This is a genomic window from Streptomyces sp. NPDC026673 (genome assembly GCF_040638135.1).
GTDB lineage: Bacteria > Actinomycetota > Actinomycetes > Streptomycetales > Streptomycetaceae > Actinacidiphila.
In genome coordinates this window covers 99,323-116,413 of record NZ_JBEZXR010000002.1, presented here as the reverse complement: position 1 = coordinate 116,413, position 17,091 = coordinate 99,323, and the positions used below count along the sequence as shown (strand labels likewise).

General features: G+C 71.7%; 17 protein-coding genes and 1 riboswitch. Of the genes, 11 read left to right on the top strand and 6 right to left on the bottom strand.

All coding sequences use genetic code 11. The features are described 5' to 3' along the window. Window positions 1-13: 13 nt before the first annotated feature. The 3 genes from cydB to hisC all read right to left on the bottom strand — a co-directional run bounded on the left by cydB (window position 14) and on the right by hisC (window position 3,765). Complete coding sequence (gene cydB / locus AB0F62_RS02065; protein ID WP_361791103.1) at window positions 14-1,015, bottom strand: cytochrome d ubiquinol oxidase subunit II; 1,002 nt, start codon at window positions 1,013-1,015, stop codon at window positions 14-16. 11 nt (window positions 1,016-1,026) lie between these two features. After that, a complete protein-coding gene (locus AB0F62_RS02060) occupies window positions 1,027-2,526 on the bottom strand; it encodes a cytochrome ubiquinol oxidase subunit I (protein WP_361791100.1) in 1,500 nt (499 codons plus the stop codon). Between the two features lie 156 nt (window positions 2,527-2,682). Continuing rightward, entirely contained in the window at window positions 2,683-3,765 is a 1,083-nt protein-coding gene (hisC, locus tag AB0F62_RS02055; protein ID WP_361791499.1) for a histidinol-phosphate transaminase, read from the bottom strand. Between the two features lie 329 nt (window positions 3,766-4,094). On the opposite strand from hisC, the gene AB0F62_RS02050 reads away from it, so the two are divergent. From AB0F62_RS02050 to AB0F62_RS02035, 4 genes are all read left to right on the top strand, one after another. Then, the gene (locus AB0F62_RS02050; protein WP_361791097.1) at window positions 4,095-5,195 is read left to right on the top strand and encodes a LacI family DNA-binding transcriptional regulator; all 1,101 of its coding nucleotides are present in this window, start codon (window positions 4,095-4,097) and stop codon (window positions 5,193-5,195) included. Window positions 5,196-5,363: 168 nt separating this feature from the next. Further along, window positions 5,364-6,398, top strand: coding sequence for a metallophosphoesterase (locus AB0F62_RS02045; protein ID WP_361791094.1), 1,035 nt, complete (start codon window positions 5,364-5,366; stop codon window positions 6,396-6,398). 162 nt (window positions 6,399-6,560) lie between these two features. Beyond that, on the top strand, window positions 6,561-7,418 hold the full coding sequence (locus tag AB0F62_RS02040) for a hypothetical protein (RefSeq protein ID WP_361791091.1): 858 nt from the start codon (window positions 6,561-6,563) through the stop codon (window positions 7,416-7,418). Window positions 7,419-7,466: 48 nt separating this feature from the next. Beyond that, window positions 7,467-8,045: a DUF4240 domain-containing protein gene (locus AB0F62_RS02035; protein ID WP_361791088.1), complete on the top strand. Its 579-nt coding sequence runs from the start codon at window positions 7,467-7,469 to the stop codon at window positions 8,043-8,045. A 115-nt stretch (window positions 8,046-8,160) separates the two neighbouring features. Here the strand turns inward: AB0F62_RS02035 and thiC are convergent, their stop codons facing one another. Further along, complete coding sequence (gene thiC / locus AB0F62_RS02030) at window positions 8,161-9,906, bottom strand: phosphomethylpyrimidine synthase ThiC (RefSeq protein WP_361791085.1); 1,746 nt, start codon at window positions 9,904-9,906, stop codon at window positions 8,161-8,163. Continuing rightward, window positions 9,899-10,025, bottom strand: a riboswitch (TPP riboswitch). It overlaps the preceding gene by 8 nt. Before the next feature lie 61 nt (window positions 10,026-10,086). On the opposite strand from thiC, the gene AB0F62_RS02025 reads away from it, so the two are divergent. The 3 genes from AB0F62_RS02025 to AB0F62_RS02015 all read left to right on the top strand — a co-directional run bounded on the left by AB0F62_RS02025 (window position 10,087) and on the right by AB0F62_RS02015 (window position 13,216). Then, window positions 10,087-11,394 (top strand): YibE/F family protein, encoded by a 1,308-nt coding sequence (locus AB0F62_RS02025; RefSeq protein ID WP_361791082.1) that lies wholly within the window; start codon window positions 10,087-10,089, stop codon window positions 11,392-11,394. Between the two features lie 19 nt (window positions 11,395-11,413). After that, window positions 11,414-11,614, top strand: coding sequence for a hypothetical protein (locus tag AB0F62_RS02020; protein WP_361791079.1), 201 nt, complete (start codon window positions 11,414-11,416; stop codon window positions 11,612-11,614). Between the two features lie 120 nt (window positions 11,615-11,734). Continuing rightward, window positions 11,735-13,216, top strand: a complete 1,482-nt coding sequence (locus tag AB0F62_RS02015) for an SPFH domain-containing protein (RefSeq protein WP_361791076.1) — start codon at window positions 11,735-11,737, stop codon at window positions 13,214-13,216. Window positions 13,217-13,259: 43 nt separating this feature from the next. Here the strand turns inward: AB0F62_RS02015 and AB0F62_RS02010 are convergent, their stop codons facing one another. Together AB0F62_RS02010 and AB0F62_RS02005 are read right to left on the bottom strand one after the other, a co-directional pair. After that, window positions 13,260-13,472, bottom strand: a complete 213-nt coding sequence (locus AB0F62_RS02010) for a DUF5326 family protein (protein ID WP_361791074.1) — start codon at window positions 13,470-13,472, stop codon at window positions 13,260-13,262. A 145-nt stretch (window positions 13,473-13,617) separates the two neighbouring features. Further along, window positions 13,618-13,935 carry a cupin domain-containing protein gene (locus tag AB0F62_RS02005; protein ID WP_361791072.1) on the bottom strand — a complete coding sequence of 106 codons (318 nt, stop codon included), beginning with the start codon at window positions 13,933-13,935 and terminating at the stop codon, window positions 13,618-13,620. Window positions 13,936-13,992: 57 nt separating this feature from the next. Between AB0F62_RS02005 and AB0F62_RS02000 the strand changes: the two genes are divergently transcribed. From AB0F62_RS02000 to AB0F62_RS01985, 4 genes are all read left to right on the top strand, one after another. Continuing rightward, entirely contained in the window at window positions 13,993-14,370 is a 378-nt protein-coding gene (locus tag AB0F62_RS02000; RefSeq protein ID WP_361791069.1) for a phage holin family protein, read from the top strand. Between the two features lie 24 nt (window positions 14,371-14,394). Continuing rightward, window positions 14,395-14,925 carry a low molecular weight protein-tyrosine-phosphatase gene (locus AB0F62_RS01995; RefSeq protein ID WP_361791066.1) on the top strand — a complete coding sequence of 177 codons (531 nt, stop codon included), beginning with the start codon at window positions 14,395-14,397 and terminating at the stop codon, window positions 14,923-14,925. Next, window positions 14,922-15,809 carry a fructosamine kinase family protein gene (locus AB0F62_RS01990; RefSeq protein ID WP_361791063.1) on the top strand — a complete coding sequence of 296 codons (888 nt, stop codon included), beginning with the start codon at window positions 14,922-14,924 and terminating at the stop codon, window positions 15,807-15,809. The genes AB0F62_RS01995 and AB0F62_RS01990 overlap by 4 nt, the downstream gene beginning before the upstream one ends. 81 nt (window positions 15,810-15,890) lie before the next feature. After that, on the top strand, window positions 15,891-17,027 hold the full coding sequence (locus tag AB0F62_RS01985; RefSeq protein ID WP_361791060.1) for a cystathionine gamma-lyase: 1,137 nt from the start codon (window positions 15,891-15,893) through the stop codon (window positions 17,025-17,027). Window positions 17,028-17,091 lie beyond the last annotated feature (64 nt).

Sequence of the window (17,091 nt, the reverse complement as noted above, 5' to 3'; positions counted from 1 at the left end):
GTGAAACAGCTCCTCAGTGCGCTTCGGCGATGTGCTGGGTGCCGATCCGCTTGCGGAACACCCAGTACGTCCATGCCTGGTAGAGCACGACCAGCGGGGCCGCGATCGCGGCGCACCAGGTCATGATCTTCAGCGTGTACGGGGTGGAGGAGGCGTTCTCCACGGTCAGGCTCCACGCCGGGTCCAGCGTGGACGGCATGACGTCCGGGAAGAGCACCAGGAAGAGCATCGCCACCGCGGCCACCACCGTGACCCCGGAGAAGGCGAACGCCCAGCCCTCGCGGCCCCGCAGATTGGCACCGAGCGCGGCGAGCAGCGCGAGCACGGCGGCGATGGCGGCCACCAGGCTCGCCGTGTTCCCGCCGTCCCCCTGCGTCCAGGCCAGGAAGGCCGCGGCGAGCACGGCCGTGACGGCTCCGGCGCGGGTGGCGAAGCGGCGGGCACGGGTGCGGATGTCGCCGAGGGTCTTCAGCGCCGCGAAGACCGCGCCGTGGAAGGTGAAGAGGCTGAGGGTGAGCAGTCCGCCGAGGAGGGCGTAGGGGCCGAGCAGGTCCTGGACCCCGCCGGTGAACTCACCGGACTCGTCGATCGCCACCCCGTGCACCATGTTGGCGAACGCGACACCCCACAGGAACGCGGGGAGCAGGGAGGTCCAGAAGATGGCCTGCTCCCAACCGGTCTGCCAGCGTTCGGTGCTGCGCTTGGCGCGGTACTCGAAGGCGACGACGCGGATGATCAGGCAGAGCAGAATCACCAGCAGCGGCAGGTAGAAGCCGGAGAAGAGGGTGGCGTACCACTCGGGGAACGCGGCGAAGGTGGCGCCGCCGGCGGTGATCAGCCAGACCTCGTTGCCGTCCCAGACCGGGCCGATGGTGTTGATCAGCACCCGGCGCTCAGGGCGGTCGCGGGCGAGCAGCCGGGTCAGCACCCCGATGCCGAAGTCGAAGCCCTCGAGGAAGAAGTAGCCGGTCCACAGGACGGCGATGATGACGAACCAGACGTCGTGGAGTTGCATGCCGTCTCTCCCTAGTACGAGAAGGCCATCGGGCGGTCGGCGTCGCCGCCGATCTTCGTGGGGGGATTGAGGTCGGCCTCGGTGAGCTCGGGCGGACCGGCCTTGGCGTACTTGACCAGCAGCTTGACCTCGACGACGGCGAGGACGGCGTAGAGCGAGGTGAGGACGATCAGCGAGGTCAGCATCTCGCCGGTGGAGACACCGGGGGAGACGGCGTCCTCGGTGCGCAGCAGCCCGTACACGACCCACGGCTGGCGGCCGTTCTCGGTGAAGATCCAGCCCCACGAGTTGGCGATCAGCGGGAAGCCCATGGTGAGCAGTCCGATCCGCCAGTACCAGCGCGACAGGGCCGGCGAGAGCGCGGTGTTCCTGGTGAGCATCAGATGCGGCGGCTCGTCGTCGGCGGTGCGCCGGTCCTCGGCGAGCCAGAACCTGCGGCGGGTGAGCCAGAGCCCCGCGAGGCCGACCGCGAAGGAGGTCATGCCGAACCCGATCATCCAGCGGAAGCCCCAGTAGGCGACCGGGATGTTGGGCCGGTAGTCGCCGGGGCCGTACTTCTCCTGCTCGGCCTTGTTGACGTCGTTGATGCCGGGGACATACGAGCTGAAGTCGTCGTGGGCGAGGAACGACAGCAGCCCGGGGACCTCGACGGCGACGCTGTTGTGGCCCTTCTCGACGTCTCCGTAGGCGAAGATCGAGAAGGGGGCGGGGGACTCGCCGTCCCACAGGGCCTCGGCGGCGGCCATCTTCATCGGCTGCTGTTCGTACATGACCTTGCCCAGCCGGTCGCCGCTCAGGGCGGTGAGCAGGCCCGCGACGACGGCGGTGACCAGGGCGAGGCGCAGCGAGGTCTTCATGACCGCGACGTGCTTCCTGCGGGCCAGGTGGTAGGCCGCGATACCCATCATGAAGGCGGCGCCGGTCAGGAAGGCCGCGCTCAGGGTGTGGAAGACCACGACCACGGTGGTGTTCTGGCTGAGCACGGCCCAGAAGTCGGTGAGCTCGGCCCGGCCGGTGGCCTTGTTGTACCGGTAGCCGACCGGGTGCTGCATCCAGGAGTTGGCGGCGAGGATGAAGTACGCGGACAGGATGGTGCCGAGCGAGACCAGCCAGATGCAGGCCAGGTGGATCTTCTGCGGGAGCTTGTCCCAGCCGAAGATCCACAGGCCGATGAAGGTGGACTCGAAGAAGAAGGCGATGAGCGACTCGAAGGCCAGCGGCGCGCCGAACACGTCGCCGACGAAGCGCGAGTAGTCTGACCAGTTCATGCCGAACTGGAACTCCTGGACGAGGCCGGTGGCCACACCCATCGCGATGTTGATCAGGAAGAGCTTGCCCCAGAACTTGGTCGCCCGGAGGTACTTCTCCTTGCCGGTGCGCACCCAGGCCGTCTGGAGACCGGCGGTCAGGGCGGCGAGGGAGATCGTGAGGGGGACGAAGAGGTAGTGGTAGACGGTCGTGATGCCGAACTGCCATCGCGCGACGACCACGGAGTCGAGTGCCAGGTCCACGTCACGCCTCCTATCGACGAGCTTGTGAAAGTGAACGCATTCACAAGCTCAGTATGCCGCACACGCTTTCGCCCCCTCACACCGGGGGGGCACGAGGGGGCGAAAGGGGGCATGCTACGAGGCCCGGCGACAGCGCCGGCGCGGCATCGGACCAGGTCAGAGCTCCTTGCGGAAGGCCTCCGCCGTACGCAGCAGGACGTCGTTGGCGGCGTCCTCGCCGATGGTGATCCGCACGCCCTCCCCCGCGAACGGACGGACCGTGACGCCGGCCCGCTCACAGGCGACGGCGAAGTCGGCGGTGCGCTCCCCCAGCCGCAGCCACACGAAGTTGGCGTGTGTCTCCGGCACCGTCCAGCCCTGCGCCGTCAGCCCCTCGAACACCCGGCTCCGCTCCGCGACCAGTGCGTCGACCCGCTCCAGCAGCGCGGCCTCGGCACGCAGCGAGGCCACCGCCGCGTCCTGCGCGAGCTGACTCACGCCGAAGGGGACCGCCGTCTTGCGCAGCGCAGCCGCGACCGGCTCGTGCGCGATCGCGAAGCCCACGCGCAGACCGGCGAGCCCGTACGCCTTGGAGAAGGTGCGCAGCACGGCGACGTTGGGGCGGTCGCGGTAGACCTCGACGCCGTCCGGGACCTCGGGGTCGCGGATGAACTCCTTGTACGCCTCGTCCAGCACGACCAGGACGTCGGAGGGGACGCGGTCCAGGAACCGCTCCAGCTCCGCGCGGCGGACCACCGTGCCGGTGGGGTTGTTGGGGTTGCAGACGAAGATCAGCCGCGTCCGGTCGGTGACCGCGCCGGCCATCGCGTCCAGGTCGTGGGTCTCCTCCGCGTCCAGCGGCACCGGCACCGAGGCCGCCCCGCTGATCTGCGTGATGATCGGATATGCCTCGAAGGACCGCCAGGCGTAGATCACCTCGTCGCCCGGGCCGGCGGTCGCCTGCAGCAGCTGCTGCGCGACACCGACCGAGCCGGTGCCCGTCGCAATGTGCTCCACCGGCACGCCGAAGCGGTGCGCCAGTTCGGCGTGAAGGGCCGTGCACGCCATGTCCGGGTAGCGGTTGAAGTTCTCCGCGGCGGCGGTGGCCGCCTCCAGGACACCGGGCAGCGGCGCGTAGGGGTTCTCGTTGGAGGACAGCTTGTAAGCCGTCACTCCCTCTTCCACGACCGGGGGTCTGCCCGGCTTGTACGTGGGGATTCCATCCATTTCGCGGCGCAGTTTGGGGCTCATGCCCCACACCATACGAGCGCCCGCCCGGCCGGGGGAGGGCCTGCAGCCCACAGGCGTGCGGCAGGGGCTCGCGGCGGTCCGGACAGGCTGTGCCACACGTTGCGCGCCGGTGGCGCACGCGGTGGCGCGCATCCCTCGAAGGAGTGAGTTGATGGCGGCATACACCGTGGCACGCGGGTCGGGAGAGGACGCGTAACCGACCCGTAACCCGAGGTAGCCACCCGCCGCCACCTGCGCTTTTCCGGCAGGTCCCGGCACTCGGAATGGGGAAACGTATCTGTCAACGGCTTCTCCCGCACCCCGCGAACGGACCACCCGAGCCCTACTATCACCACGCCATGACAGCAGCAGGGAACCACCAGGCGAGCCGGCCCGTCGGACGCCGGCTGGAGCGGGCGGGCATCAGGGACGTGGCCGCCGCGGCCGGTGTCTCGATCACCACTGTCTCCGACGCGCTCAACGGCAAGGGCCGACTCCCCGACGCCACCCGCCGCCACGTCCGCGAGGTCGCCGACCGGCTGGGCTACCGCCCCTCCGCCGCCGCCCGCACGCTGCGCACCGGGAGATCGGGGCTCATCGGCCTGACGGTGACGACGTACGGCGAAGAACCCTTCACCTTCACGGAGTTCGCGTACTTCGCCGAGATGGCCAGGGCCGCCACCTCCGCCGCGCTCGCCCGCGGCTACGCGCTGGTCATCCTCCCCGCCTCCTCCCGGCACGACGTGTGGAGCAACGTCGCGCTGGACGGCACGGTCGTCATCGACCCCTCCGACCACGACCCGATGGTCACGGAGCTGGTGCGGCAGGGCATCCCCGTGGTCAGCGACGGCCGGCCGGCCGGCAGCCTGCCCGTCCAGGCGTGGGTGGACAACGACCACGAGGCCGCCGTGCTCGGCATCCTGGAGCACCTCGCCGAAGCCGGGGCCCGCAGGATCGGCCTGCTCACCGGCACCAGCACGGACACCTACACCCGGCTGTCGACCACCGCCTACCTCAACTGGTGCGAGCGGATCGGCCAGGAGCCCGTCGTCGAGGCCTACCCCGCCCACGACCCGTGCGCCGGGGCCGTCGCCGCGGACCGCCTGCTCGCCCGGCCCGACCGCCCCGACGCGGTGTACGGCCTCTTCGACCCCAACGGCACCGACCTGCTCGCCGCCGCCCGCCGCTACGGGCTGCGCGTTCCCGACGACCTCCTCCTGGTCTGCTGCAGCGAGAGCATGGTCTACGCGACGACCGAGCCACCGATCAGCACGCTCTCCCTCAAACCGGGCCGGATCGGCACCGCGGTCGTCCAGCTCCTCATCGACGCCATCGAGGGTGTGGACGCGGGCCGCCCGGTGCAGCAGGTCATGCCGACCGACCTGATCGTCCGCACCTCCTCCCAGCGACGCTCGCCGCGCACGACCGTCAGCCCGCCCCGCGGGCCCGCGAGGGGATAGGAACGGCCCCCTCCGGGGCGAGAAGAGTCCGCCCCGGGGGGATTTGTCCGCCCCGGATGAAATCGCTATCAGCAGGTGTGTCACGCCACGACATCGTCATTCCTATGATGGGCGGATGGTGGCGCGACGGTGGAGGGGTCGATGACTCAGGGGGCAGGTCAGGGACCCATGCTCGGTACCTCGTACGGCTGGTCTCCGGACCCCGCGGAGGCGATGGCGCACGGCGCGCCCACGACACCGGCGGCGCACCCCGCCACGGCCGTCGGGGCCCCTCCCGGCCACCAGGCGGGACAGGAGCCGACCATGATCGACGAACAGCTGCTGCCGGAGTACACGCCGACCCAGCGCGACCTCCCGGTGGTCACCGCGGCCGACCCGCAGGCCCTCGGCCCGCTCTACGTCGTCGGCGACGTGCACGGCTACGTCGACCGGCTGCGCGACGCCCTGTACGCGACCGGCCTGATCGACTCCGAGGGGCACTGGGCGGCCGGGAACGCGCGCCTGTGGTTCCTGGGCGACTTCACCGACCGGGGCCCGGACGGCATCGGCGTGATCGAGCTCGTCATGCAGCTGTCCGCGGAGGCCGCCGCGGCCGGCGGCTACGCCAGGGCCCTGATGGGCAACCACGAACTGCTGCTGCTCGGCGCCCACCGCTTCGGCGACACCCCGGTGAACTCCGCCGCGGGCACCGCCTCCTTCCTCGCCGCCTGGCGCCTCAACGGCGGCCAGACCAGCGACATGGAACGGCTGCAGGACCACCACATCGCCTGGATGTCCCGGCTGGACGCGGCCGCCCTCGCCGACGGCCATCTGCTGCTGCACTCCGACACCACCGCGTACCTGGAGTACGGCACCACCATCGACGCGATGAACGACGCCGTCACCGGCATCCTGCAGCGCGGCGACGCGGACGAGTGCTGGGAGCTGTTCCGCAAGTTCACCCGGCGCTTCGCCTTCCGCGGCGAGGCGGGGCCGCAGGCCGCCCGGGAGCTGCTGGACACCTACGGCGGCCGGCGCGTCGTACACGGTCACAGCCCCATCCCGTACCTGCTCGGCGAGCCGGCCGGGGAGCTCGGCGCCGAGCAGCCGGACCGGTCCGCCGTCGTCGAGGGCCCCCATGTGTACGCGAACGAACTGGCGGTGGCGATGGACGGCGGAGTGACCATGGACGGCAAACTCCTGGTCGCACAGCTGCCGTTGTAGACCCCGAAACCCCCATTTTCCGGAAACACTCTGTCACCGCGTCACCTCCGCGCTCTACCATCGGGATATCCGTAGGCAGCTTCTCCTCCGCTTCCGCCCAGCCGGACCGGACCTTCGTCCTTCGTGAACTCCGGGGCGGCACCGGAGACGGAGCATCGGGGGATGCACATGAACAGCGCTCCACACCTGCTGACCGAGGACCGCCCGGAGTTCGAGCGCGCCCTCGACACGGCTCTGCACTCGGAGGGCACGCGCTCCGCTCTCGCCGACGCGCGGAACCCTCTGAACGCCGAGCAGTTGCGCACGCTCGCGCTCAACGCGGCCCAGTCGATCTCCGCATGCGCGGCGCCGGAGTACGAGCAGTTCGTCAAGGTCCGCGAGACCTTCGCGGAGCAGCGCCGCGAAGCGCGGACGTCGTCCGTGAACGGCCTCGGCTACGCGGCCGCCGCGGCCCCGGTCGCCGCGGACGGCCCCGGGGCCGGGCTGTTCGCGATCGTCGCCGTGCTCACGCCGATCCTCGCGGGCACGGCCGCCCTCATCTTCCTGGTGCTCGGGTACGCCCTGCGCTTCGGGCACCCCGAGCCGGCGATCGCGCCGCCGCTGCGGCAGGCCGGTTGGCTCTTCGCGGCCGTCGCCGCCTGTGGCATCGTCATCGGGATGATCGGGCTGCTGCTCACCGCGCTGCGCAACGGCTCGACCGCCCTCCACGACCCGCCCGACGACGAACCCCGCGACGTCGCGCTCGCCCGCGAGCTGTGGCGCCGGGCCCTGGTGGAGCGGGGGCTGCAGCCCTTCCTCACCGAGGCCCTCGCCAAGGCCGCCGACGCCGCCCCGACCGCACCCTCCCCGACCACGGGCCGCGACTCCCGCATGCCGCGGCTCGGTTACTCCCGCCCCGACTTCAGCAGCCCGGGCCCGGAATCCTCTCCCGAGCCCGGACACCGCTTCACCAGCCCCGACTTCTCCAGCCCGGACTTCTCCAGCCCCGACTACGGCGGCCCGGACCACGCGCCGGACTGACACGGCGGACCCGGGGGCGTTGTCGTACCCCCGTGCCACAGTGCGGGCATGGACACCGACCGGTTCTGGCAGCTGATCGAATCCGCCCGCTCCACCGCGGCGGCCGGCGGTGAGCCCTTCGACGTGGTGCTGGCGAAGGCGCTCACCCAACGCCCGGCGCAGGAGATCCTGGAGTACGCGGAACGTTTCGACGAGCTGCACGACGCCCTGTACCGCTGGGACGTCTGGGCCGCCGCTTACCTGATAGGCGGCGGCTGTTCCGACGACGGCTTCATGGACTTCCGGGCGGGGATGATCGCCCTCGGCCGCGCGTGGTACGAACGCGTCGCCGCCGAGCCGGACAGCCTGGCCGGGCATCCCGCCGTGGTCGAGGCCGCACGGGCCCACCGTGACGACGCCCTGTTCTACGAGGAGGTCAACTACGCGGCCGCCGACGCCTTCGAACGGCTCACCGGCGACCAGGACGCCTTCTACACCGCCTGGGCCGCGTACCGCCCCGCCGGCGCCGAGGCCGAGGCGGAACCGGACATGGGCGAGGACTTCGACTTCGACGACGACGCGGAGATGCACCGCCGGCTGCCCCGTCTGGCCCGTTTGTACCTCGGCCCGGACGGCGGCCGGGAGTAGCGCCGAGGCGGTCGGCGTTCGCCCCGCCGCCGCTCCTCCCCGCGGAGGGGGCGGACCCGCGACGCCCCAGGGGTCGCGGGCCCGCCCGGTACGGACGCCGTTGGTGCCCGGCGGGTCAGTCCGCGATCGGCAGATAGACCCGGTTGCCCGAGGCCGCGAACTCGCGGGACTTCTCCGCCATGCCGGCCTCGATCTCCTCGGCCGTGTCGCCGTGGCGGCGGCGGATGTCCTGGGAGATCTTCATCGAGCAGAATTTCGGCCCGCACATGGAGCAGAAGTGCGCGGTCTTGGCCGGCTCCGCCGGCAGGGTCTCGTCGTGGAACTCCCTGGCCGTGTCCGGGTCGAGGGCCAGGTTGAACTGGTCCTCCCAGCGGAACTCGAAGCGGGCGTCGGACAGCGCGTCGTCCCACTCCTGGGCGCCGGGGTGGCCCTTGGCCAGGTCGGCGGCGTGGGCGGCGATCTTGTAGGTGATGACGCCGGTCTTCACGTCGTCGCGGTCCGGCAGGCCCAGGTGCTCCTTGGGGGTGACGTAGCAGAGCATGGCCGTACCCCACCAGGCGATCATCGCGGCGCCGATGCCGGAGGTGATGTGGTCGTAGGCGGGCGCGATGTCGGTGGTGAGCGGGCCGAGGGTGTAGAACGGCGCCTCCTCGCAGATCTCCTGCTGGAGGTCGATGTTCTCCTTGATCTTGTGCATGGGGACGTGCCCCGGCCCCTCGATCATGGTCTGCACACCGTGCCGCTTGGCGATGGTGTTGAGCTCACCGAGCGTGCGCAGCTCCGCGAACTGGGCCTCGTCGTTGGCGTCCGCGATGGACCCCGGGCGCAGCCCGTCGCCCAGGGAGTACGTGACGTCGTAGGCGGCCAGGAGCTCGCAGAGCTCCTCGAAGTTCTCGTAGAGGAAGCTCTCCTTGTGGTGCGCGAGGCACCAGGCCGCCATGATCGAGCCGCCGCGGGAGACGATGCCCGTCTTGCGGCGGGCGGTCAGCGGGACGTACCGCAGCAGCACGCCGGCGTGGACGGTCATGTAGTCGACGCCCTGCTCTGCCTGTTCGACGACGGTGTCCCGGTAGATCTCCCAGGTCAGCTCCTCGGCCTTGCCGTCGACCTTCTCCAGCGCCTGGTAGAGGGGGACGGTGCCGATGGGGACGGGGGAGTTGCGCAGCACCCACTCACGGGTGGTGTGGATGTTGCGGCCGGTGGAGAGGTCCATGACCGTGTCGGCCCCCCAGCGGGTGGCCCAGGTCATCTTCTCCACCTCCTCCTCGATGGAGGAGGTGACGGCCGAGTTGCCGATGTTGGCGTTCACCTTCACCAGGAACCGCTTGCCGATGATCATCGGCTCGGTCTCCGGGTGGTTGACGTTCGCCGGCAGGACGGCGCGTCCCGCCGCGATCTCCTGGCGGACGACCTCGGGGGAGACGTTCTCGCGGATCGCGACGTACTCCATCTCCGGGGTGATCTCGCCCCGGCGCGCGTACGCCAGTTGGGTCACCGGCCGCCCGGGCCCGCCGCGCCGCGGGAGGCGGGGACGGCCGGGGAAGACGGCGTCCAGATTGCGCAGACCGCCGCGCGGTGAGGTGTGTTTGACCCCGTCGTCCTCGGGGCGGACGGGGCGGCCGGGGTACTCCTCGGTGTCGCCGCGGGCGACGATCCAGTTCTCCCGCAGCGGCGGGAGGCCGCGGCGGACGTCGGTGGTGACGGTCGGATCGGTGTACGGGCCGGACGTGTCGTACAGCGTCACGTCCCGGCCGTTGGTCAGGTGCACCCGGCGGACGGGGACCTTGATGTCCGGGCGGGACCCGGTCACATAGCCCTTGTGCCAGCCGATTTCGCGCGCGTGTGCATCCTGCATGGTCATGAGACCCACTCCCTACGCCGGCATTACCCGGTAACAGGTTCAGCGGTCGGCGCAGCTGGTGGCCCTCGGCCGGTCAGCGCCCTCTCAGCCCGGTGCTCCGAGCTCCCGCGTTTGCAAAGGTGCCTCAACGCTAGCGGGTCCTCGCTGACGCGCACCAGGGGGTGTTGCGATGATCGGGTCGTGGACTCCGCTCACTCGCACGCACACGCCCATGGCCACGGCCACGGCCCGGTACCTCCGGTCTCCAGGCATCTGCGGAAGGTCATCACCGCGATCCTGGTCCCCTTCGTCGCGGCGGTCGTGGCCGGCCTCGTGGTGCTCTGGCCCGGCGGTGTGCCGGCGCACGACCGCACCGGGGTCGGCTTCGACCAGCAGACGCAGTCCGGACGGGTGGTGAAGACCGAGGACGTCAAGTGCTCGGACGTGAACGCCGAACCCGGCGCCGCGCCCGGCACCGAGACCGCCCCCTCCCCGGGCCCGTCGGCGGCTCCGTCGTCCGGGCCGGCGATCTGCCAGCGCGCGACGATCGAGGTCACCTCGGGCAAGGACCGCGGGCGCACCTTCACGGAGATCGTGCAGCCCACCCAGACAAGGCACTACACGCAGAACCAGAAGGTGCTGCTGGCGTACGCGCCGCAGGCGCCGCGCGAACTGCAGTACTCGGTGACCGACGTCGACCGGGCGTTCCCGCTGTGGCTGCTGGCCGGCATCTTCGCGGCCGTGGTGGTCCTGGTCGGCCGGCTGCGCGGGGTCCTGGCGCTGGTCGCGCTGGTCATCAGCTTCGCGGTGCTGACGCTGTTCATCCTCCCGGCGATCCTGCACGGCAGCAATCCGCTGCTGGTGGCGGTGATCGGCGGCAGCGCCATCATGCTGATCGCGCTCTACATGTGCCACGGCCTCAACGCCCGTACCTCGGTGGCGGTCCTGGGCACCCTGTGCTCGCTGCTGCTGATCGGCGTCCTGGGCTCGGTCTTCATCGACTGGGCGGTGCTCAGCGGCAACACCTCGGACGAGACTGGGCTGATCCACGCCCTCTACCCGGACATCGAGATCCGCGGTCTGCTGCTGGCCGGCATCATCATCGGTTCGCTGGGCGTGCTGGACGACGTGACGGTGACCCAGACCTCGGCGGTGTGGGAGCTGCGGGAGGCGGACCCGGGCGCGAGCCGGCGCCGGCTGTACTCGGCGGCGATGCGCATCGGGCGCGACCACATCGCCTCTGTCGTCAACACCCTGGTGCTGGCCTACGCGGGCGCGGCGCTGCCGCTGCTGCTGCTCTTCTCCATCGCGCAGCGCGGTGTGCTCGCGGTGGCGGGCAGCGAACTGGTGGCCGAGGAGATCGTGCGGACCCTGGTGGGCAGCATCGGGCTGGTGGTGGCGGTGCCGTTGACGACGGCGCTCGCCGTCCTGGTGGTGTCGGCGGACCGCGGCGGCGGCGACACTGTTCCCGGGGGCACCGGACGCGGGCACCGGCGCCGCGCCAAGTGACCCGGGAGGGGGCGGGAACGTGGTCGGACTGCAGGGCCGGGTGACCGGGACGGTCGGGCCGGGGCTGGTCGGCGAGGTGATCGTGCAGGTGCGGGGCGGCGCGGAGGCGTTCCTCGCGTATCCGGCGACCGCCGGGGAGCGCATCGAGAAGGGCACGGTCGTGGTGGTCGTGGAGCATCTGCCGCCGCGCACCGTGTACGTGGCCCCCGCGTACGGCTGAGCGGAGCGGTCCGCTCCACGTCAAGAAACCGGCAAGGATCCGCCAGGATCTACCGGTCCGTCACCCACGGGCGCACACTCCCGTACGCGGCCCCGATCGGGGCCAATCGTAAGGGGGCGTATGCCGATGCTGATCGGCGTTGCGGCGGGCGGGGCGCTCGTCGCGGTCATCATTCTGGTCGGCCTGTTCAGACTCATGTGGCGGGTCGCCGAGCCCAACGAGGCACTGGTCATCTCCGGCTCCAAGCACCGTACGGACGGTGTGGGCGAGGGGATGGGATTCCGCATCGTCACGGGGCGGGGCACGCTGGTGATGCCCGGGGTCCAGGTGGTGCGCAGGCTCTCGCTCGACCTCAACGAGGCCGAGCTGAACGTGGACTGCGTGACCCAGCAGGGCATCCCGCTGAAGGTGCACGGTGTGGTCATCTTCAAGGTCGGCGACGACATGGTGTCGATCGCCAACGCCGCCCGGCGTTTCCTGGACCAGCAGAAGTTCATGGCCGAACGGGTGCACAACGTGTTCGCCGGCCATCTGCGGTCCATCGTCGGCGGGCTGACGGTGGAGCAGATGATCCGGGACCGGGAGCGGCTGACGGCCGAGACCCGGGCCGCGTCGGGGTCCGAGATGGAGAAGCTCGGACTGATCATCGACTCGCTGCAGATCCACGAGATCGTCGACCCGACCGGGTACATCAACAACCTGGCCGCTCCGCACGCCGCCGCCGTCCACCGCGACGCGCGCATCGCGCAGGCGGAGGCGGACCGGCTGGCCACCGAGGCCGAGCAGCAGGCGGCGGCCCGCATGGCGGAGGCCACCCGGGACAGCCAGATCCTGCAGGCCGGCTACATGGCCGAGCGGGACAAGGCCACCGCGGCCTCGCGGCAGGCGGGCCCGCTCGCGGAGGCGGCGGCCCGGCAGGAGGTCGTCGTCCAGGAGACCCGGGTCGCCGAGCTGGAGGCGCAGCGGCGCGAGCAGCAGCTCCAGGCGGACGTCCGCAAGCCGGCGGACGCCTCCGCGTACGAGAAGCGGACGCTGGCCGAGGCCGAGCGCGACGCCCGGATCTCGGCGGCCGAGGCGAAGGCCAGGGAGACGGAGCTGGCCGCCGTCGCGGAGGCGAACCGGGTGAAGACCGCGGCCGCCGCCCAGGCCGAGCAGACCAGGGTCGGCGGCGAGGCCGCCGCGGCGGCCACCCGGGCCACGGGTGAGGCCGAGGCCGCCGCGACCCAGGCGCGCGGTCTGGCCGAGGCCGAAGCGGCGAAGGCCAAGGGCCTGGCCGAGGCGGAGGCGATCAAGGCGCGGGCCGCGGCGCTGGCGGAGAACCAGGAGGCGGTCGTCGCCCAGCAGCTGGCCGAGAACTGGCCGGAGATCGTCCGGGCCGGCGCCGAGGCCTTCGGGAACGTCGACCACATGGTGCTGCTGAACGGCGCCGACGGGATGTCGGAGATGTTCGCCAAGGCGCTCACCATGGGCGGCACGGGCCTGGGGCTGGCCCGTCAGTTGCTCGCCCAGATGAACGGCACGACCGGCACCGGTACCGGCGTCGACGCCTCGGCGAACGGCACCGCGCCGCGGAGTCCCGAGCGCGTCCGGCTCCAGGACTGAGCGACGCACCGCCCGTGGGGCCCGGTCGCCGGGCCCCACGGGGTCACCACTTGTCGCGGGAGTCGGACGAGGACGAGGTGAACTTCTTGACCACGTAGACCAGGCCGGCGACGAGCAACACGAAGATCAGCACCTTGAACAGCAGCCAGAACAGGAACCCGATCGCGCTGGCGATCATGCCGCCGAAGACCACGATCGCGATCACGGGCACCGCGACCCACTTGACCCACCAGGGCAGGCCCTCGAAGAGCTTCACCGTTTCCTCCTCCGTATCGTCCTTCCGCTCCCAGGCTAGGGCCGCGGCGGCCCCGCGCGGAGGCCCCGGGGTCCCCATCCGTCCCTGACCCTTCCCCTACGGGACCCGGAGGCGGCGGACCCCCGGGACCCGGGGACGCGGCCCCTCAGGACTCGGGGGGCGAGAAGACCACCAGGACGGTCAGGTCCTCGGTGATGTGGTGGAAGCGGTGCGGCGACCCGGCCGGCACGTAGACCACGCTGCCGCGGGCGACGTGGGTCGTCTCCTCCCCCACGGTGATCAGCGCCCGGCCGCTCACGACCAGGTACATCTCGTCCTGGGCGTGCGGTTTCTGCGGGTCGAGGTCCCCGGCCCGCAGCGCGTAGAGCCCGGCGGACATGTTCCGCTCGCGGAGGAAGCCGAGGTACGCGCCCTCGTTGGCCGCCCGCTCCGCCTCCAGGTCGTCCAGCCGGAACACCTTCACTTGGCCGCTCCCTCACACCTCTGTGCCTGCGCGATCGCTTCTGCGACGATCTCAGCCATGATGAACTTCGTCGTCAAGACGCTCGCGAACGCCGGAGCCCTGCTGGTGGCCATCTGGCTCGTGGGCAACATCACGCTCACCGGTGACGACACCGGGCACAAGGCCCTCACCCTGATCCTGGTCGCCCTCGTCTTCGGCGTGGTGAACTGGCTGGTGAAGCCTCTGGTGAAGCTGCTGTCGCTGCCGCTGCTGGTGCTCACCCTGGGGCTGTTCACGCTGGTCGTGAACGCCCTGATGCTGCTGCTGACCTCGTGGATCTCCGGCAAGCTCGACCTGGACTTCCACGTCGAGGGCTTCTGGGCCGCGTTCCTGGGCGGCCTGATCATCAGCATCGTCTCCTGGGCGCTGAACATGGTCCTCCCGGACGAGGACTGATCCCGGGGTTGCATCATGGAGCCCATGAGCGCTCCGTCCTCCCGCACCCCGTTGCGGGTGTGCTTCGTCTGCACCGGCAACATCTGCCGCTCGCCGATGGCCGAGTCCGTCTTCCGCGCCAGGGTCGAGGAGGCCGGGCTCGGCGGCCTGGTCGTGGCCGACAGCGCGGGAACCGGCTCCTGGCACGAGGGCGACGGCGCCGATCACCGCACCGTGGCGGTGCTCCGCGCGGCCGGGTACGGCCATGAGCACATCGCGCGGCAGTTCCAGCCCGAGTGGTTCGCGGGCCTCGACCTGGTGATCGCGCTCGACTCCGGCCATCTGCGGGACCTGCGCCGGATGGCGCCCACCCCGGAGGACGCCGCCAAGGTGCGCCTGCTGCGCTCCTACGACCCGACCGCCGAGGACGCCGACGGCCGCGGCCCGGACGTGCCCGACCCCTACTACGGGGACATGGGCGGCTTCGAGGAGTGCCTGCAGATGTGCGAGGCCGCCGCCGACGGCCTGCTGGACGCCGTACGCGACGCCCTCGGCGAGCCCGCGCCCGCGCCGTGAGCGGCCGGGCCGGACTCGCGGACCGGGTCGCCGCCCTGCTGGGCGAGCCGGTGACCGAGGCCGGCCCGGTGAGCGGCGGCTCCATCTGCCGGGCCGCCCGGCTGCGGCGCCCCCGCGGTGGCACGGTCTTCGCCAAGACCCTGCCGGACGCGCCGCCGGGCTTCTTCGCCGCCGAGGCCGCGGGGCTGCGGCTGCTCGGCGGGACCGGCACGGTCGCCGTGCCGGAGGTGCTCGCCGCCGACGAGCGCACGCTCGTCCTGGAGTGGGTCGAACCCGGTCCGGCCACCCCGGCCGCCGCCGAGCGGCTCGGCCGGGAGCTCGCCGCGCTCCACTCCGTCCCGGCCCCGGCGTACGGCACGGCCCATCCCGCCTGGATCGGTTCCCTCCCGCTGCCTTTGCCCGGCTCCGCGCGGACGCCCGGCTCCCCCGGGCGGTGGCCCGTCTTCCACGCCGAGCAGCGGCTGCTCCCCTTCCTGCGGCAGGCCGCCGACAACGGGTCCATGGCGCCGGCGGACGTCCGCGCGGTCGAGCGGGTCTGCGAACTGCTGCCGCGGCTCTGCGGCCCGGCGCAGCCGCCCGCGCTGATCCACGGCGATCTGTGGTCCGGCAACGTGCTCTTCGCCGCCGACGGCAGGGCCCGCGTCGTCGATCCGGCGGCGCAGGGCGGGCATCCCGAGGCCGACCTGGCGATGCTGGAGCTGTTCGGCTGTCCGCATCTGGACCGGGTGCTCGCCGCGTACGAGCGGGTGCGGCCGCTTCCCGGCCGCCGGGAGCGGGTGCCCCTGCACCAGTTGCACCCGCTGCTCGTGCACGCGGTGCTCTTCGGGGCCGGCTACGGAGCCGCGGCCGGCCGGGCGGCCCGCGAGGCCCTCGCGTCCGCCTAGCGGACGCCCGTGTTCAATGGCCCGTACACCGGTATCTTCCGCCTGTACGTTCGAAAAGGCGGGGAGAGCGAGGAGAGGGCGATGACGGAGTACGAGAGCGGGCCCGGGGACAGCACGCGCAGCGTGCACGCGGGCCGGCCGGCCGCCCGGCCCCACGAGCCGGCGCTGCCCGGACCGGTGTTCGCCGCCCACTTCCACCTGCCCGGCGACGTCACCGGCCCGTACACCTACGGCCGCGACGAGAACCCCACCTGGAGCCGGCTGGAGGAGGCGATCTCCGCGCTGGAGTCCCCGGACACCCCCGCGCAGACGCTGGCCTTCGCCTCCGGCATGGGTGCCATCTCCTCGGTGCTGTTCTCGCAGGTGCGCTCCGGCGACACCGTCGTGCTCCCCTCCGACTGCTACCAGGCCACCCGCACCCTCCAGGGGCGCCTGGAGGACTACGGGGTCTCCGTGCGCCTGGCGCCCACCGCCGGCGACGCGCAGCTGAAGGTGCTGGAAGGCGCCCGGCTGCTGTGGATCGAGACGCCCTCCAACCCCGGCCTGGACGTGTGCGACATCCGCCGGCTCGCCGACGCGGCGCATGCCGCCGGCGCTCTGGTGGCGGTCGACAACACCCTCGCCACCCCGCTCGGCCAGCGCCCGCTGGACCTGGGCGCGGACTTCTCCGTCGCCAGCGGCACCAAGGCGCTCTCCGGCCACGGCGACCTGCTGCTGGGCTATGTGACCACCCGTCGGCCCGAACTCGCCGCCGGGGTGCGGATGTGGCGCAAGACCGTCGGGGCGATCCCCGGTCCGATGGAGGCCTGGCTGGCCCACCGTTCACTGTCCACGCTCGCCCTGCGGGTGGACAAGCAGGCCGCCAACGCCCTGGAGCTGGCGGCCGCGCTGCGCGAGCGCCCCGAGGTGACCGGCGTACGCCACCCCGGCCTGGCCGGCGACCCGGCGCACGCCGTCGCCGCCGCGCAGATGGCCCGCTTCGGCAGCGTCGTGTCGTTCACGCTGCCCGACAAGGAGCACGCCGAGCGCTTCCTGTCCGCACTTCTCATGACGACCGAGGCCACCAGCTTCGGGAGCGTGACCAGCACCGCCGAGCGGCGGGCGCGCTGGGGCGGCGACGCGGTCCCCGAGGGCTTCATCCGCTTCTCGGTCGGGGTGGAGGACGCGGCGGACATCGTCCGGGATGTGATGAACGCCCTGGACACCGCGGCGCACTGACGCGGTCTGTTCACCTGGAACAGATATATCTACGTAGAGGGCCCTACGCAGAATGGGTGGCCCG

What these genes read in the sequence shown, in the direction of transcription:
- AB0F62_RS01995 (WP_361791066.1), top strand. Translation starts at nt 14,395, where the DNA reads ATGAGCGCTCCGTCCTCCCGCACCCCGTTGCGGGTGTGCTTCGTCTGC.
- AB0F62_RS02040 (WP_361791091.1), top strand. Translation starts at nt 6,561, where the DNA reads ATGCACATGAACAGCGCTCCACACCTGCTGACCGAGGACCGCCCGGAG.
- AB0F62_RS02050 (WP_361791097.1), top strand. Translation starts at nt 4,095, where the DNA reads ATGACAGCAGCAGGGAACCACCAGGCGAGCCGGCCCGTCGGACGCCGG.
- thiC (WP_361791085.1), bottom strand. Translation starts at nt 9,906, where the DNA reads ATGACCATGCAGGATGCACACGCGCGCGAAATCGGCTGGCACAAGGGC.
- AB0F62_RS02035 (WP_361791088.1), top strand. Translation starts at nt 7,467, where the DNA reads ATGGACACCGACCGGTTCTGGCAGCTGATCGAATCCGCCCGCTCCACC.
- AB0F62_RS02000 (WP_361791069.1), top strand. Translation starts at nt 13,993, where the DNA reads ATGATGAACTTCGTCGTCAAGACGCTCGCGAACGCCGGAGCCCTGCTG.
- AB0F62_RS02015 (WP_361791076.1), top strand. Translation starts at nt 11,735, where the DNA reads ATGCCGATGCTGATCGGCGTTGCGGCGGGCGGGGCGCTCGTCGCGGTC.
- AB0F62_RS01985 (WP_361791060.1), top strand. Translation starts at nt 15,891, where the DNA reads ATGACGGAGTACGAGAGCGGGCCCGGGGACAGCACGCGCAGCGTGCAC.
- cydB (WP_361791103.1), bottom strand. Translation starts at nt 1,015, where the DNA reads ATGCAACTCCACGACGTCTGGTTCGTCATCATCGCCGTCCTGTGGACC.
- AB0F62_RS02045 (WP_361791094.1), top strand. Translation starts at nt 5,364, where the DNA reads ATGCTCGGTACCTCGTACGGCTGGTCTCCGGACCCCGCGGAGGCGATG.